At 60.1% G+C, this 16158-nt stretch carries 13 protein-coding genes; 5 read left to right on the top strand and 8 right to left on the bottom strand.

Annotation, left to right across the window (positions count from 1 at the left end; genetic code table 11):
* Positions 1-76: 76 nt before the first annotated feature.
* Complete coding sequence (locus SCM96_11850; protein MDW7761311.1) at positions 77-793, bottom strand: aminotransferase class V-fold PLP-dependent enzyme; 717 nt, start codon at positions 791-793, stop codon at positions 77-79.
* A 99-nt stretch (positions 794-892) separates the two neighbouring features.
* Here SCM96_11850 and SCM96_11845 point away from each other — a divergent pair, with 99 nt between their 5' ends.
* Positions 893-1504, top strand: a complete 612-nt coding sequence (locus SCM96_11845) for a LemA family protein (GenBank protein ID MDW7761310.1) — start codon at positions 893-895, stop codon at positions 1502-1504.
* A gap of 5 nt (positions 1505-1509) precedes the next feature.
* Here the strand turns inward: SCM96_11845 and SCM96_11840 are convergent, their stop codons facing one another.
* From SCM96_11840 to speE, 5 genes are all read right to left on the bottom strand, one after another.
* Positions 1510-2886: a TPM domain-containing protein gene (locus tag SCM96_11840; GenBank protein MDW7761309.1), complete on the bottom strand. Its 1377-nt coding sequence runs from the start codon at positions 2884-2886 to the stop codon at positions 1510-1512.
* 17 nt (positions 2887-2903) lie between these two features.
* The gene (locus SCM96_11835) at positions 2904-3425 is read right to left on the bottom strand and encodes a DUF6125 family protein (GenBank protein MDW7761308.1); all 522 of its coding nucleotides are present in this window, start codon (positions 3423-3425) and stop codon (positions 2904-2906) included.
* 97 nt (positions 3426-3522) lie between these two features.
* Positions 3523-5106 carry a DUF3943 domain-containing protein gene (locus SCM96_11830; protein ID MDW7761307.1) on the bottom strand — a complete coding sequence of 528 codons (1584 nt, stop codon included), beginning with the start codon at positions 5104-5106 and terminating at the stop codon, positions 3523-3525.
* Between the two features lie 55 nt (positions 5107-5161).
* Positions 5162-6187 (bottom strand): hypothetical protein, encoded by a 1026-nt coding sequence (locus tag SCM96_11825; GenBank protein MDW7761306.1) that lies wholly within the window; start codon positions 6185-6187, stop codon positions 5162-5164.
* A gap of 129 nt (positions 6188-6316) precedes the next feature.
* Positions 6317-7225: a polyamine aminopropyltransferase gene (gene speE, locus SCM96_11820; protein MDW7761305.1), complete on the bottom strand. Its 909-nt coding sequence runs from the start codon at positions 7223-7225 to the stop codon at positions 6317-6319.
* A 107-nt stretch (positions 7226-7332) separates the two neighbouring features.
* Between speE and mgtE the strand changes: the two genes are divergently transcribed.
* The 4 genes from mgtE to SCM96_11800 all read left to right on the top strand — a co-directional run bounded on the left by mgtE (position 7333) and on the right by SCM96_11800 (position 13367).
* A complete protein-coding gene (gene mgtE / locus SCM96_11815; GenBank protein ID MDW7761304.1) occupies positions 7333-8697 on the top strand; it encodes a magnesium transporter in 1365 nt (454 codons plus the stop codon).
* A 237-nt stretch (positions 8698-8934) separates the two neighbouring features.
* Complete coding sequence (locus SCM96_11810; protein MDW7761303.1) at positions 8935-9576, top strand: OmpW family outer membrane protein; 642 nt, start codon at positions 8935-8937, stop codon at positions 9574-9576.
* A gap of 20 nt (positions 9577-9596) precedes the next feature.
* Positions 9597-11267: a S8 family serine peptidase gene (locus SCM96_11805; protein ID MDW7761302.1), complete on the top strand. Its 1671-nt coding sequence runs from the start codon at positions 9597-9599 to the stop codon at positions 11265-11267.
* A 48-nt stretch (positions 11268-11315) separates the two neighbouring features.
* On the top strand, positions 11316-13367 hold the full coding sequence (locus SCM96_11800; GenBank protein ID MDW7761301.1) for a tetratricopeptide repeat protein: 2052 nt from the start codon (positions 11316-11318) through the stop codon (positions 13365-13367).
* Here SCM96_11800 and SCM96_11795 read toward each other — a convergent pair.
* Complete coding sequence (locus tag SCM96_11795) at positions 13339-14241, bottom strand: mechanosensitive ion channel family protein (GenBank protein MDW7761300.1); 903 nt, start codon at positions 14239-14241, stop codon at positions 13339-13341. The two genes, SCM96_11800 and SCM96_11795, sit on opposite strands and share 29 nt — an antisense overlap.
* A 53-nt stretch (positions 14242-14294) precedes the next feature.
* Positions 14295-16043, bottom strand: a complete 1749-nt coding sequence (locus SCM96_11790; protein ID MDW7761299.1) for a Na/Pi cotransporter family protein — start codon at positions 16041-16043, stop codon at positions 14295-14297.
* Positions 16044-16158: the final 115 nt, after the last annotated feature.

Raw genomic sequence — 16158 nt, 5'->3', positions numbered from 1 at the left:
TTGTGGATATCATGGAGGGTTGTAGCCCTTTTTTTTCGTCCTTGTCAAATGCCATCACGTAACTTTGAAACAAGCTCTACTTGTAACTGCACCAGACGGCGAAATCGACGCCCCACTTCGACAGCTCATGCGGAACGGCGCCTACGGAATGGGCGCAGTCGAAGCCGATGGGAATGCCCTTCTCCCTCGCCCGGAGCGTCAACAGCTCCATGTTGAGAAGTTGGCCGCTTCGATAAAGGACGGACGGAAGAAAAACCAGGGCCGTTCTCTCGTCCATGAGGCGGACGATGTCGTCTTCGTCGAACGTATGGCCGTTGCGGCTTTTCGCCAATATAAGGTGTTCACCGGGGTCGAATCCCCGGAGTCGAAGAATACTTTTCAGAGCGTAAATGTCAGACGGAAAATCGAGTCCTCCGGCCAGAATCCGGGTCCGGCGGTCCTCCGGACGGTAGAACGTCTGGACCAGGGCATGGATGTTGACCGTCGTCGTTCCGGACATCACGACTTCGTCGGGCCGGGCGCCGACGAGCCCGGCGCAACGGGCGCCCATCCACTCGGCGAGAGTAAACCAGGGACGGTCGGCTTCGAGCCAGCCGCCGATCGCCAGATCCCGCCAAGAATGGAGGGTTTGTTTCAGGGTCGCCTCCCCGTCGCGGGACAGGAGGCCGAGCGAATTGCCGTCGAGATAGATTTTTCCGGGGGACACCCGAAACCTTTTCCGGAATTGTTTCAGCGGATCGTTCCGGTCGAGTTTTCGGGCCGTCCGGCCGAGGGCTTGGAGTCGGGAATCCATGGGCTCATCCTTTCGGCTCATCCGCCTGCAGGATACACCGCTCCTCGGCATTTGAAAAGGCCGGATTCTGTGGTATTTTATCCGCGGAGGGAGAGAGGCATGAATAAAAAACGTTTTGGACTTTTTCTCGGCATCGCTGTTTTTTTCTTTATTCTTGTCGTCGTCGGGCTCTGGGTTATGGGCGTCTATAACACGCTGAACCGCCTTGACCAGGGCGTCCGCTCCCAATGGGCGCAGGTCGAAAACGTCTATCAACGCCGGGCCGATCTCGTCCCCAACCTGGTCGAGACCGTCAAGGGCGCCGCCGCCTTTGAGCGGGAGACATTCGCCGCCGTCACCGAAGCACGGGCTAAAGTCGGCCAAATCCAGGTCGGGGCCGACGTCGTTAACGATCCCGAGGCCTTCGCCCGATTCGAACAGGTCCAGAGCGAGCTGGGTTCGACCCTGGCCCGGCTCCTTGTCGCCGTCGAACGCTATCCCGAGCTCAAGGCGACCGAGAACTTCCGCGACCTCCAGGTTCAACTCGAGGGAACGGAAAACCGGATCGCCCAGGAGCGGCGTGTCTTCAACGAATCGGCCCAGGCCTTCAACACCCGCCGGATGAGCTTTCCCACGGTCACGATCGCCGGAATGTTCGGACCGCGATTCTCGGAGAAGCCCTATTTCAAGGCACAGGCGGGGGCCGACCTCGTTCCCCCCGTCAAATTCTAAAGATCTCACCAGCCTTTGGAGGCGCCCCCTCCGCCCGATCGGCCGCCGCCGAAAGATGACCGGGAGGAACCGCCGGAAAACCCCCGGCTCCCTCCGGATGTCCGCGAACCCGAACTCGAAGAGCTCAGCCGGGCGGTATTCCTCTCGACGCTTTTCCTGTATTCGCATTTCGGATTTTTGCAGTCCGACTCGATCCGGATCCGTCCTCCCGCATTATGCGTGGCCGCTTTCAGTGTCGTCGTCTTCGAGACCAGGGTCCGCCGTTTGCATCGCGGGCAGTTTCGGGCCCGCCACATTTTAACGACAAATTGCCGGGTCGTCCGGCAGGGTTCACAGAGCCAGACTTCGTAATTCATGCCCCCGGCTTCTTCCTCGGCGACCTCTTCGGCCGATAAGTAGGCGTCATCGGATTTTTCGTCCAAAAGTTTCATGGGGCCCCTGCAGGTCGGGCAGGCCGCCCGATAGGCCGCAACCTTCCGGCGGAGCGCTTTCATCAGCCGGGCATAACCGAATGTCGCGGCCGCCGGGGCCGCGGCGAAGGCCAGAAAGGCCGGCCAGACGCTTTTGAGCAGGTCGGCCATGACAATGAAACCGAAAATGCTGGCCGTCCACAAAAAACCGAGAAGGCCGCCGCTTTTCCGGAGCGTTTTTTCCTTGGCGCTTTTCGCTTTTTTCGAAAAAACGCGCACACTCACCCAAAGAGCGCCGACGAGCATCATCAACCCGACGACACCCGCGGATATCAAACCCGCCATCCAGGACGACGTCTTTTTCGACGATCGGCCCTTGAGTCCCGCACCGGTCTCCTTGGAATCCGGCACATCGACCTGGGCCGGCCAGATGGCAGGATCGGAAACCCCCAAATCGATTCCGGACTCGCGCGCGACGGCTTCGGCAGCCGCCTTGACCGACTCATAGATCCCGCGGCCGAAACGTCCCTCGCGGAAATGCGGCAGAGCCCGATCCTCGAGGATGCGACCGGCCGCGGCGTCGGGGACGGCGCCCTCGAGACCATAGCCGATCTCGAAACGCACTTTGCGGTCGTCCCGGGAAAAAAGAAGCAGAATCCCGTTGTCCTTGCCTGCCTCGCCGATGCCGAAGCGGGCGAACAGGCGGGCCGCGTAATCCTCGATGGAGCGTCCGTCAAGGTCGGCGACCGTCACCACGGCGAACTCAGCCGAGGTGCGATTCTTGAGCGCATGGCAAACCATATCGATCAGAGCGGCATATTCCGGTCCGAGAACCGCGGCTCCGTCCTCGACCCAACCGCCGTAGGTATCTCGGGGATTTCGGACTTTGTCGATCTCGATGGCGGACACGGCCGCCGATACGGCCAGGAACACAAGCGCGGCAATCGCCCAGGCTTCTCTTCCTTTTCTCATGACGACTCTCTTCGGATTCAGCTCCGCCTTTTCAGCGTGAATTCCCAGGCGCACCAGACGCCCTCATCCAAGGGATCGGGAGGACAGGACAGGCAGGTCGTCTCGATGTCGGGGTCGATGGTTCGGGCGAATTCTCCATATTCGACGAGACCAATTCTCTTGCAGGGGAAATTCTCCAGTCCCTGCCGGCGGCGCGCCTCCTGAACCCGGCAGGCCGTCATCCGGAAAACACAGCGCGTGTCGCTCACTTCGGATACGTCCTGTTCATTGATCCTGGCATAGAGACGATAGCCGAGGGCCCGGATCAGGGCGGGGATACCGCCGCCCGGTTGAAGACCGAGCCGCTTCATGATCCGCTTGGCCTCGATCACGGTGAAGCTCCTCCAGGCCGCTTCATCCAGGTCCATGGCCGTTTCCATTCCGAATCGGTCCTCGACGGCCCTGAACCACAGACCGTCATGAGCCAGCCAGTTGAGCGCGCCGTCGCGGAGAAGTTCGAGAAGTTCCTCTTTGGAGAGATTCCTGAGATCGTCGAACATGGAAGCCTCCTCGCCCCGGATTATCGCAGGATTTTCCCTCCGCGGCAACGTCTCTTTTCAGCCTTCAGCCTCGGTTCCGAGGCTGTGCGCGTGTCGGCTAAAAGGAGTAGGAGAGGCCGAGGAAATGCCGCGTTTCGTTTTCCTTGGCCAGGATGTCTCCGATCCCGCCGCGGCGGCCGATCCGCTCCAGGTAGGCTTCGAGACGGAGGGGTTGTCCGGGCACCTTCAGGGCCGCCCCCAGCCGGCCTCTCCAGCGCGTATCCCAGGCGGAAACATCATTGACGATATGGTCCTGGAAGCGGTCCAGACCCTGAATCGAGGCATGGGCATGGAGAATGATGGATCCCTGCGCTTCCAGGATGCCCGCGGTGTATTCGGCCGAAGCCGCCAGGGTGCCCCCAAACCCGTAGTAATAGCCGTGATAGAGCATCGTCGTCTTGACGCCGGTGATATCGCGGTCCACGGAATAGGCGTTGAAGGCCAGGGCGTTCGTCATGGAAAAATCCGGATAGGCTTCGGCCATGACGCGGAGTTTCGACCGGGATCCGTGCCATGTGGCATCCAGAACGGGGCCCGGAAGATGGATGACGGCGTATTTGTCGCGGAAATTTCTGGGTTCATCCAGGTTCAATTCCGCATTTTCGCCGACCTTGATGCCCGTGTCGTGCGAGGCCACGGCCCGCTTCCGGTAAACCGTGAGCGCCGAACCCAGCCCCAGGGAAAACCCGAAGCCCGAGCCGGTCGGATCGATGGACTGCCGGCAATATCCCAGAAGCACGGCCCGCGAGAAAAAATCCATCTCGGCAACCCCCGGACGGCCGAACGACCATCCCAGACGGATCGCCGAAGAGATCGGTTCCCGGATCGTCCGGCGGAAGGTCCCGGGTTTTCCATAATCAGGAAAACTGAGGATCTCGCTTCGAATTCCCAGGAATAGTCCGGCCGGACCGGTGAGGCCGTCCCCCCATCCCCGTCCTCCATGCCGGCCCGCAACAAGCCGGAAAGCATCCCCATCGGACGCCGATTCCGGAACACGGCCCGGGCCGGCGAAGTCGCCCCGCCAGGCCTGGATTTGAGTCAAAGGATTGAACAATCCCAGAATCCGGTAGACAAAACCCGGGCGGCCGGCGAAATACCGGCCCAGTCGAAACCACGCTTCTCCGCAGGACAAGGCCCCCACGATGGTGAAGATATTGTCGTTGACGGAGACGACTTCCCGCCATTCCACGACATATTCCCAGTAAAGCGAGGCCGCCGTCGAATGGAGAAAGGCCGATGTCCAGTCGATGTTATGGGATCGGGCCAGGTTGTACCAGAGAGCCCCGGCCAAGGCATGACCCCAATTGACGCCGAAGGAATTGGAATCGAACCGCTGGGCGTCAAGCGTGAACAGCCGGGTTTTCTGGTCCCTCCAGTTCAGCTTGTAATCCCAATCCTCGAGAAATCGGGGATAGGTCAGCCAGTAATAACCGTGACTGACACCCATAACCGTGATGATGTAGTATTTAGCCCGCCAGCGGTCGTCCTCGCGATCCCGGGAGCCGGAGGAGACCGCAGGCCGGACATCTCCGGACTGATAAAGGGCAAGAGAAAACGAAGAGAGGCCGTCCCGGTCATAAGCGGCGACGGCGGAGACGAGGAGAAGAACCAGCCCGGCTCCGAAAAGGATCTTTCTCATCATGTTGTCCGGTTGGGGTAACTCGTGAACCTGCACGACTCCCCGCCCCCGATCCGCCTCAGCCTTTCTTCTTATATCCCGCCGGAGCCTGGAAATCCTGGGGGCCGAGATCGGCCGGTTTGAGTTCCAGAAGCTCGATCCGATAGCTGAGAGAAGGTTCCTCCTCCTCATCGGCAGGGGCTTTCTTCTTCAAAGCCTTTTTGGCCAGGCCGCCCAGCATGCCCCCGACGCCCCGTTCTTCCTCCTGAGGCTGGACTTCAGGCTTCGGGCTCGTGTCGAAATACCGTCCGTCGATGAGCACGGGATATCCCTGGATCTTGGCCATTTCCTTTTCGAACCGGGTGACGTCGCGCTGCGCGCCCGGCTGGGGCTTCATGCTCAGCGACTGGAATATGTCGAGCCAGCTCGACCCCAGGATATCCTGCTGGAGCTTGTCGGCATCCAGGCCCATGGCTTTCAAATGGGCCTCGAAAAAGGCCGCTTCCACGGCCTGGGCCTCGGCCAAAGCGCCGCTCATCGGCGTGTTCCAGGATTCCGTTTCCAGACGCGTACCGCCCTTTTCGCCTGTCTTCACATTTTCCCAATCCATGACCCAGAGGATCACATATTGACGGGTCTCGAATCCGTTGATGATCGACGTCCGTCCGGTGTCGTTCACCGTGAACTCGTTGCGGGTGATTTTGATGTCGCTGTCCTCCGCCCCTCCCGGAGCTCCCGGACGGGCGGCGGCCGACGCCTCATCCATGTCCAGAGGCTCGATGGGCGACACGGTGTATTCCTTCCTCTTGTGGTCGATCGCCGTCATCGTCATCGCCGGAAGGTCGACGATTTCGCCCATATCGCCGGAACGGAGCAAGGCCTTTCCGGCCAGCCCTCCCAACAGTCCTTTGCCCTTGAAATCGTTGGTCATGTCGGACCGTCTATGGGTTTGAGTCACCCATTCCGTCTGGACGGATGTCAACCGGCCGAAGCCCTTGAAGGCGATTTCGGATTTGGTTTTCTTGACGACGGCGCCCGCGGCGGGAAGCGCCATGGCCGCCGTCAGAACGGCCGCGAGCAATCCGAGGGTTGTTCTGTTTTTCATATTGTCCTCCTTAACAAGGCCGAAACGTCCTGAGACTCCACCGGCTCGGCCATTCCGGACTATGAATATCCGTGTCTCATCATTACTTTACGAGCGTAAACAAAGCTTGTCAAATGAGGGCCGGAATTCTCAAGCCTTCCAGACAAACGGGTCGCTGTCCCGGAGAACCCGGCCGTTCCGGATTCCTTTTTCCAGGTAGAAAGGCAGGGCGAAGAGCCCCCGGTGAAGGCCCGGCTGATAGTGCTTCATGCCCCGGACGGTCCGCTCCTCGAGTTTCTTACGGACGGCCTCTTCATCGAGTTCCATGGGATCGAGGCTTTGGGAGGCCATGGCGAATCCCCAGGGCAGGCCGAACGAAAAGATAAACGTCCAGTACGCCCGCACGATGGGGAACACGGCGCCGAGCGTCACCGTCACGGACGAAAAAAAACGGTGATAGGAATTGTCGGCCGATCCCGCCTGGACGACAAACAGCCCCTGAGGAGCGAGTCTCCGTGAGACCTGTTCGAAAAACTCCGCCGTGAACAGCTTCATGGACGGCCCGTCCTCGACCGGTTCGGTCAAGTCGGCGATGATGACATCGAAGACTTGGTCCGTCGTCTCCACAAAGGCCCGGGCATCTCCGTAAACGACTTCCGTCCGGGAATCCTCGAACGCCCCCATCGACCATTCCGGCAGGTGCTCCCGGCACATGCCGACGAGTTCCTCGTCGATATCGACCATGACCGCCTGCTCGACGGAATCGTGTTTCAGAATTTCGCGCAGCGTGGCGCCCTCGCCGCCGCCCAGAATCAGCACGCGGCGGGGATCGGGCGATGCCACCAGGGCCGGGTGGACCAGCGATTCGTGATAAACCGGCTCATCGAGCTGGGCCGATTGGATCTTGCCGTCCAGAAAAAGCATTTTTCCGAAAAGCGGATTGACAAAGCACTGAACGTCCTGGAAGTGCGTCCGGCCTTCGAAGAGGACTCGATCCACGAGAAAACCCCGCCGGTAATGAGGGGTGAACGGCTCATAGAAAAAATCCCCGGCCTTCATGATGAGGCGAATTATAACATGATCGCCACGGGGGATAAAGCCGCGGCCGGGGCCTTTCATTCGGAAGCCGGATGGGATAAGCTGAAGATCATTGAGGAGACCGAGCCATGCAGGAAAAAAACATTCTTCCTCAGCTTCTTAAACCCGACATCAAGGAACTGATCGAGAACAGGCAATGGCACGCCCTGAAGGACGCGCTGGCCGACTGGTATCCGTCCGACGTGGCCGAACTTCTGCTCGACTTGGAGAAAAGCGACCGCGTTCTTCTCTATCGGGCCATCCCCCGGCATCTGGCGGCCGACGTCTTCGCCAACCTGGAACCCCAACACCAGAACGCGCTGCTGATCGATTTGACCGATCAGGAGACCCGCCAACTTCTGGCCGACATGAGTCCCGACGACAGGACCGACCTTCTCGAGGAGCTTCCGGCCGAAGTGACGCGCGAATTGCTCGACTTCCTCAGCATCGAAGACCTGAAGGAAGCCCGCTGGCTGATGGGTTATCCCGAGGAAAGCATCGGGCGCCTGATGACGCCGGATTACGTCGCCGTTCGTCCTGAATGGACCATCCGGCAGGCTCTGGACCACATCCGGAGAAACGGCCGGGACAGCGAAACCATCAACATGATTTATGTCGTCGACGAACAGGGCCGGCTTCTGGACGATCTCAAGCTGCGCTGGATCATCCTGGGCAATCCCGACGACAAGGTCGAATCCGTCATGAACCGCTTCATCGTCAGCCTCTCGGCCTTCGACGACCGGGAAGAAGCCGCCCGCAAGATGAAGCTCTACGATCTCGTGGCCCTTCCCGTCGTCGACTCGGACGGATTTCTCCTGGGCATCGTGACCATCGACGACGTCCTGGATGTCGCCGAAGAGGAAGCCACCGAAGACATCCAGAAAGCCGCGTCGGTCTCTCCGCTGCGCATGAGCTACCAGAGCGCCTCCGTGTTCACGCTCTATAAGAAACGGATCGTCTGGCTGACAATGCTGATCTTCGTCAACCTTTTATCGTCGGGCGTGATCCATGCCTACCAGGAAACCCTGGCCACCGTCATTTCTCTGGCCTTCTTTATTCCTCTTCTGATCGGCACGGGCGGGAATGCCGGTTCGCAATCGGCGACGCTGATGATCCGGGCCCTCGTCACGGGTGAGGTCCGCCTCAACCAATGGGCCCGAACCGTCCTTAAGGAATTCTCCGTCGGCATCTTCCTGGGGGTTAGTCTGGGCATCCTGAGTTCCGTTCTGGGTCTCGTCCGCGGCGGGGCGAAAATCGGCCTCGTCGTCGGCCTGACCATGATTCTCATCGTCGTCGCGGCGAACCTGATCGGCATGACCCTGCCCTTCGTCCTGGCCCGGCTCAAGCTCGACCCGGCCGCGGCCAGCAGCCCTCTGGTCGCGACCCTTGTCGACGCCTGCGGTCTGCTGATTTATTTCACGATCGCCATCAGAGTTTTGGGTTTGCAAGCCTGATCCGGATCCGGAAAGGAAACGTTGTTGACAAGACGTGCAGAAAGACTTAGATTGTTGATCATAGGAGTAGAGGGAGGAAGCCTTCCCGATGAGAGGGGAATTACGCGAGCAAGAGCTCACTCGATCACGCGATAATCCCGATCATAATTTCCTTGAATTTCTCCTCTTTTTCTCCCGCCGGGTTCCCTAGCTTTTTATGATCCATCCAGAACTGAAATCACCTAATAAGGAGGAGAAATGAGAAAGATTACGTTGATCATCGCGGGGATCGGGATTCTGACCGCAGCCATTCCGGCGGCGGCACAAACATCGCCCGATTTCCATAAATTTTCGATCGGCGGCGGCGGCGGCTATATGTCGACATCCAAGTACGGAAGCGGAGTTGTGTTCGGAGGTTCGCTTGCGGCCGGCCTCACAAAAAACATCGGGATCGAATTGCGCGGATCCTATTTCCAGGGAGATGTCGCGGGCGAAGCCTCGGGCCTCAGCAAGGGGAAATTTACAACCATCCCGATTCAGTTGAGCCTGCAGTTCCGCTATCCCGTCGGAGACAAACTCGTTCCCTACTTTGGCGGAGGGGCCGGCTACTACATGAACGATTTCGCGCTGGACGCTTCGGTCGTCTCAAAATGGTCGGACGTCGGGTTCACAATCAGCGAGACCATGGATCCCTGCATCGGGTTTCATTTCGGAGGCGGGCTCGATTTTCTCTTCGCGCCGAAGATCATTGTCAATCTCGATGTTCGTTATGCCCTGGCCAAGACCGCGGGGGCATGGAAACTGGTCGATGAAAACGGGGCGGCCGAGGCCTCCGGAACTCTCGACAACCTCGAGATCAATCCCCTGGCGGCCACCCTATCCATCCGCTACGGATTTTGATCGAAGAGAGGAGTGACATCATGAGATATCTTGTTTTTGTCATCGCCGCGGCGGTCCTTGTATTCGTTCTGCCGCCCGTCGGGCACGTCCAGGAGGATACTCCTCAGCCCACAATCCTTCCCGCGCTTCCGGGAGTTCCCAAGACCGGGAATCCGAAGATCGAATACGCCCTGACCGAACTCCTTGAGATCCGGCTCAGCCTGGGGCCGGAGTCCATGAAGTCCCATGCCGCACTCAGGGACATCGACATGTCGGGCGACATGGTTCGCGTCGTTGTGGAGGCGAAGGAACCGGCCGGACCTCGCGGAACCGCAACGGCGGCGGCGCTCCTTCCCGTCCAAAACCGGCTGGAAAGTCTGGGCGGGCGGATGGAAACCCAGTATGAAAATCTCGTCCAGGGCCTCATCCGAATCGAACAGATCGAATCCTTGGCCGACACGCCGCATGTCCGATTCATCCGCCTTCCTTTCAAGGCATTTCCCCAGGAGATTTTAAGCGAAGGCGTCAACACGACAAAAGCGACAGGCTGGAAGGCCCTCTCCCCCTACCGCGTTCGCGATGAAGTCAAGATCTGCATCCTCGACGCCGGGTTCACCGGCTATTCCGCCCTTCTCGGAACCGAGCTCCCCGCCTCCGTCGTCACGCGCTCGTTCCGCGCCGACGGCAACCTGCTGGCCAACAAGCACGGCACGGGCTGCGCCGAAATCGTCTACGATATGGTCCCGAACGCCAGGCTCTATCTCGCCAACTTCGGAACCGATGTCGAACACGGCCGGGCCGTCGACTGGATCATCGAACAGGGCATCCATATCGTGTCCTATTCGATGGGCTGGTACAACGCGGGCCGGGGAGACGGAACCGGACCCATCGGGGCGCACGTCAAGAAAGCCGCCGACGCCGGCGTCGTCTGGGTCAGCGCGGCCGGCAACAGCGCCGAGAAACACTGGAAGGGGACGTTCTCGGACTCCAACAGCAACGGCTGGCACAATTTCGCCGCAGACAACGAAGTCCTCAATTTCTGGGTGCCGGCCTACACGATCACGGGCGCGTGGCTCAGGTGGGACAACTGGGGAAGCTGGAGCGGGACGTCCTACAGCGGATCCAATCAGGATTATGATCTTTACCTCTGGGTCTGGACCGGATCCAACTGGATGTCCGTGACTTCATCGAAAGGCCGCCAGACGGGCTCGCAATGGCCGACGGAAGCCATTTCCGGCTGGTATTCCACCTCAAGCCGGTATTGGGGAATCTCCATTCAACGATACAACGCCTCCCAGGCCGTGAATTTCAACCTTCTGGCCACGGGGAGTTCACAGCCCATTCAGTACAACGACCCGTGGAACAGCCTTTCGATTCCGGCCGACTCGCCCTATGTCATAACAGTCGGCGCCACGGACTGGAATACGGACTCCTACCACGTTTACAGTTCCCGCGGACCGACCAACGACGGGCGCGTCAAGCCGGACTTTTCGGCGCCCGCCGGCACATCGGGAGTCACCTACGGGACAAGAAGCTTTTTCGGAACGTCGGCGTCCACGCCGCATATGGCCGGAGCGTTCGGCTTGATTCTCGAAAAGACACCTTTCACCGCCGCCCAGGTCCGGGCGCTTCTCGAAAACAGGGCGCGCGACCTCGGAACGGCCGGCAAGGACAACCAGTTCGGCGTCGGGAGAGTGCAACTGGTCAAGTGACGCGGTTTTGACAGGCCGAGCATGATTCCGGGATAATGATCCCGGATCATGTTCGGCGTAAAGACGATCATCCGAGTTGCGTGCGGGCTTTGGCTCGTCTGCGGACCGGGAGCGGGTCCGGTTCTCTTCGGCGATTCATCCGTATCGTGTCCGCCGCGCATCCTCCGCCTTCACGTTCTGGGTGACGCGGACTTTCGATCCGTTCCCGGCTGGAAGGACAAGGCCGCGGATGTCGTGTCGCGGTCGTCACGCGCCTTTGAATCGACATTCGGGATCGTTTTCGACATCGGTAAGTTTTCGGACTGGACGCCGGACGAAAGACTGACTTCGCTGGAAGACCTGGCCTTCGCCCTGGAATCCGGAGTCGGGACGGCCGGCTTCGACGTCGTCCTGGCCGCCATCGGACGGAAAAACCTGGACAGGGATTATTTCGGCTTCTCCATGTTCCGCGAGGGCCTTGTTCTCTTGCGGGCTTCGGGCTCCGTGGAAGATCAGGTCCGGGCCTTGAGCCATGAAATGGCCCACCTCTTCGGCGCCGTCCACCTCGACGACCCCCGCTCCCTGATGGATTTTCGGGGCCGGGGATCGTCCTTCGACACCCTGACCCGGAGACTCATTTCTCTGAACAAATCCAGAACCTTCGGCGGACGGGAATTCCCGCTGCCCCGGTCCCATTGGCAGGCCTGCGCGGACCTCTATCGGACCATCATCCGAAACATCGAGCGCCGATCGACGGCCGGGACCGAGGCCGGACGTCCCGTCGGCATCCGGGGCCGACCGGCGCTTTCTCTGGAAGGGTTGGAGGACGTTTTTCTCGCTCTGGCCAATATCGCGCTTGAGCTCAAGGACTACAAGGATGTGGAAACGCTTTGCCGCAGGGCGCTGGCGCTCAATCCCGGCAGCCTTGAAGCCCGCAACCTCGGGGCCATCGCTCTTCGAAGACAGGGATATCCGGAACGGGCCGTCCCGGAGTATTTGGCCATTCTCGAAAAGCGTCCGGGACATGCCAAAGTCCGCTACAACCTGGGCATCGCCTATGCCCGCATGGGAGAGTGGGAAGCGGCCCTGGACGCCTATGCGGCGGCGGTCGAAATCAACCCGCGTTCGGCGGAGGCGTTCTGCAACATGGGTGAAGTCCTGATGCGACTCGGAAGGCTGGATGAAGCGGAAGCCGCTCTGCAGCGCGCCCTGGCCATCGATCCCCAGGATGTTCTGGCCCTCTGCAACACGGCCGAGATCCACTTCCGCCGCGGCGATTTCGATGCGGCCCGGAGTCTGGCGGAGAACCTCGCCACGAATCACCCGGAACGGCCCGAGCCTCTCAATATCCTCGGGAACATCTTTCATGCCGAAGGCGACCGGCAGGAGGCCCGAAAAGCCTTTTCGGCGGCCGTCCAGGCCGACCCCGACTATGAAAAAGCCCATTACAACATCGGAAACATCCTGGACGCGGAGGGGCGCCTGGAAGAGGCGGCCGCGAGTTTCCGGCGGGCCGTCGAACTCAACGGGGGATTCGCCGAAGCCCGGGCCGCACTCGGCACTTGCCTGCTTCGCCTGAAACACCCCGATGAGGCCCTTATGGAACTGGACCGGGCCGCCGCTCTCGGGCTGCGTTCGCCGGCCCTACATCTCAACCGGGGCTCCGCTCTTCTGGAAACCGGCGATCCGGACGCCGCCGAAAGGGAATTCCGCAAGGTCCTGGACGAGACGCCCGGATCCGCGGAAGCCATGAACAACCTCGGCATCGTTTACCTCAGAAAAGACAATCCCCCCGCGGCCCTAAAAGCTTTTCAGGCCGCAGCCGAGACAGACCCGGAAAACCGGGAGGTTCGGGTCAACCTGGGGAATGTGTTATTGGCCATGGAGAAGTGGGAAAAGGCTTTGCGGCACTACGAAACCGCCGCTGCCGCCGACCCCGCAGACGCCGTGCTTCACAACAATATGGCTTTCGCCTTTTTTAAGATCGGCGACTTCGGCCGCGCGCTCCGGCACGCGGAGAAAGCAGAAGCGCTGGGGCTACGCGTTCATCCGGATTTCATGCGCCTTTTGAAAGAAAAGATGAACAGACATTTCAGGGATTCGGCGAATCCTTTTTCTTAAGATCAACCCGTAGCGGCGGCGCCTGGCCCGCCTTGTCCACGCCCATGTAAAGCGTGACGTGCGGGAACGGAATTTCAATGCCCCGGGCGTCGAAAACTTTCTTGAGACGCCGGTTGAACTCCCGGCCGACAGCCCACTGCCGGATGGGCTTGGTTGTTGTCCGGGCCCGGACGATGACCGCCGAGTCGTCGAACCGGTCAAGGCCCAGAATTTCGACGGGTTGGAGAATGTCCTCCTTGTATTCCGGGTCGCTTCTCATGTCCTCATCCACTTCACGGATGACGGCGATCACCTCATCCACGTCCTCGCGGTAGGAAACGCCGATATCCATGACATAACGGGAAAATTCCTTGGTCATGTTGGTGACGACATCGATTTGGCCGTTGGGGATATAATGGACGTTCCCGTGCAGGTCGCGAAGGGTGGTCATTTTCAGCGTGACGTTTTCGACCAGGCCGCCCTGACCGGCGATCTTGACGACATCGCCCACCCGGATCTGGTCCTGCATCAGAATGAAAAAGCCGTTGATGATATCCTTGACCAGGTTCTGGCCGGCAAAGCCGATGGCCAGGCCGGCAATCCCCGCCGTGGCCAGGAGAGGGGCGATTTCCACGCCGAGCTGGGCGAGGAGGGTCAATGCAGCCATGATCAGGACAACGACCCTGAGTAGATTGCGAAGAACCGCACCCAGCGTCCTGGCCCTTTTTTCGGCTTCCGGATCCTCCTTGTTGACGATCATCAGTTTCGAGATTCTGGCGGACAGAATCTTGACGGCCTTGAGGATCAGGAGGGTGACGGCGACCAGGATAAGAATTCGGGGGCCCGTCGTGATCAGCCAGGCAAGCGCCGTATCGAATAATCCCTGGAAATCCATGTCCGTCCTCCTTGATTTTCATCATAACCGATGACGACCGGGGGGACAAGCCGTTAAGTCTCGGGGGAGGGGCGATATCTGGCGCCCCGTTTGAATCGGCTCGGCCGTTCTCCGGAATCGGGCACCTTGTGGCCCACCAGAGCCTCAGCCACGTTCATGGCGTGATCGCCGATCTTTTCGAAGCTCGTGAGCATATCGATGAAAACCAGTCCCTGTTTCACGCCGCAGACGCCCGTGTGCAAGCGGCCGACATGGTCCTTGCGGATGCATCGCCGCAGTTCGTTGATCCGGTTTTCCATTTGAAGGGCATCCCGGAAGAAATCCGGGCCCCTTTGATCGAAACCGTTTCGGACATGCGTCAGGAAGCCTGCCACCACCGTCGCGATGGAAGTGATCTCTTCCAGGGCTTGCTCTGAAAAGGGCAGCTCCTTCCTCCGGCGACGAACCGCCAGCTTGAGCAGGGACTCACAGTGATCTCCGATACGTTCGATGTCGCTGGCCATGAGAATCATGCCCGCCACCTCCGCCGCCTGGTCGGCGGAGGTGCTGTTGCGCGAAATATTGGCCAGATACTCCACAATCTCCTTTTCCATGATGTCCGTCTGTTCCTCCAGCCGCTGCACCTCATCCGCGGCGGATTCATTCGCCTTGACCGGGTCCAGGATCAGGGGCACGACTTTGCTGAAAGCTTCCCGGGCCACATCCATCATCCTGGCGACCTCCTGCCATGCCGCGGAAACGGCCATGAGAGGCGTGGCGACCAGGCTGGTGTCCAGGTATTTCAGGTGCCGGAAACGGCCGTCGTCATCATCGCCGCGAACCAGGAAGCAGGTCAGCTTGGCCAACAGGCCGGCCAAGGGCAGAAACAACAGCGTATTCAGGACATTGAACACCGTGTGGAAGGCGGCCAGATGGCTGGGAATGGCTGACCCCCGTATGGCCAAGTCGGGCGAAAACGGACTGCCGGGCAGCAAAGCATCCACAAGCAGCAGCATGGGTTTGAACAACGCCACAACCCAGACGACCCCCAGCACGTTGAACAGCATATGGGCTCGGGCGGTTCTCCGCGCCGCCAGAGTGGCGCCAACGCTCGCCATATAGGCCGTGATGGTCGTGCCGATGTTTTCGCCCAGGATCAGAGCCGCGGCCGTGGGAAAATCAATCTGTCCGGAGGCGGCCAGAGTCAGGACCACCACCATGGCCGCTGAGGAGCTCTGCAGCACAATGGTCGCCGCCGTGCCCACCGCCACGGCTAAAAGCAGCGACAGCCAGTCGGTCACGGCAAACCCCGACAACCACTGGCCGAATTCCGGGGAATTCCGCACTTCGGGAATGGCCGATCGGATGAAAGCCAGACCCAGGAATAAAAGCCCGAACCCCACCAGAACCTCGCCCCAGTAGGTCACCCGGGTCCGGCCGATGAACCGGGCGAAAAAACCCAGGCCGACGATGGGCAGCGCCATCGCGGTGATGTCGATCTTGAACCCCAGGATGGAGACCAGCCAACCCGTCATCGTGGTGCCGATATTGGCGCCCATGACCACGCTGACGGCCTGGTTGAGGCTGAGCAAACCCGCGTTCACAAAACTCACCAGCATGATGGTCGTCGCGCTTGAGGACTGCACCACGGCGGTGACCATGATTCCGGTCCCCACGCCCATCATGCGGTTCCTGCTGAGACTGCCGAGCACGGACCGAAGCCGCCCGCCGGCGACTTTCTGGAGGGACTCGCTCATGAGCTTCATGCCCAGGAGAAAGACCCCCAGACCGCCGACAAGCTCCAGGATCATGCGGGCGGACATATCAGGCCTCCGCCGAACGTTTTGGAATCAGGAGATGATTATTGACCATCCTTGCAACGCAAGGATAAATGACGGCCGGAAGAAAAGTCAAGGCATCGCCGCCGGCACGGCCCGG

The sequence above is a fragment of the Acidobacteriota bacterium genome (genome assembly GCA_033549365.1).
Lineage (GTDB): Bacteria > Acidobacteriota > Aminicenantia > Aminicenantales > Saccharicenantaceae > JAWSUF01.
The sequence above is the reverse complement of the archived record's forward strand: the minus strand, read 5'-3'. Positions and strand labels throughout refer to the sequence as shown.

What these genes read in the sequence shown, in the direction of transcription:
- SCM96_11850 (MDW7761311.1), bottom strand. Translation starts at nt 793, where the DNA reads ATGGATTCCCGACTCCAAGCCCTCGGCCGGACGGCCCGAAAACTCGAC.
- SCM96_11845 (MDW7761310.1), top strand. Translation starts at nt 893, where the DNA reads ATGAATAAAAAACGTTTTGGACTTTTTCTCGGCATCGCTGTTTTTTTC.
- SCM96_11840 (MDW7761309.1), bottom strand. Translation starts at nt 2,886, where the DNA reads ATGAGAAAAGGAAGAGAAGCCTGGGCGATTGCCGCGCTTGTGTTCCTG.
- SCM96_11835 (MDW7761308.1), bottom strand. Translation starts at nt 3,425, where the DNA reads ATGTTCGACGATCTCAGGAATCTCTCCAAAGAGGAACTTCTCGAACTT.
- SCM96_11830 (MDW7761307.1), bottom strand. Translation starts at nt 5,106, where the DNA reads ATGATGAGAAAGATCCTTTTCGGAGCCGGGCTGGTTCTTCTCCTCGTC.
- SCM96_11825 (MDW7761306.1), bottom strand. Translation starts at nt 6,187, where the DNA reads ATGAAAAACAGAACAACCCTCGGATTGCTCGCGGCCGTTCTGACGGCG.
- speE (MDW7761305.1), bottom strand. Translation starts at nt 7,225, where the DNA reads ATGAAGGCCGGGGATTTTTTCTATGAGCCGTTCACCCCTCATTACCGG.
- mgtE (MDW7761304.1), top strand. Translation starts at nt 7,333, where the DNA reads ATGCAGGAAAAAAACATTCTTCCTCAGCTTCTTAAACCCGACATCAAG.
- SCM96_11810 (MDW7761303.1), top strand. Translation starts at nt 8,935, where the DNA reads ATGAGAAAGATTACGTTGATCATCGCGGGGATCGGGATTCTGACCGCA.
- SCM96_11805 (MDW7761302.1), top strand. Translation starts at nt 9,597, where the DNA reads ATGAGATATCTTGTTTTTGTCATCGCCGCGGCGGTCCTTGTATTCGTT.
- SCM96_11800 (MDW7761301.1), top strand. Translation starts at nt 11,316, where the DNA reads ATGTTCGGCGTAAAGACGATCATCCGAGTTGCGTGCGGGCTTTGGCTC.
- SCM96_11795 (MDW7761300.1), bottom strand. Translation starts at nt 14,241, where the DNA reads ATGGATTTCCAGGGATTATTCGATACGGCGCTTGCCTGGCTGATCACG.
- SCM96_11790 (MDW7761299.1), bottom strand. Translation starts at nt 16,043, where the DNA reads ATGTCCGCCCGCATGATCCTGGAGCTTGTCGGCGGTCTGGGGGTCTTT.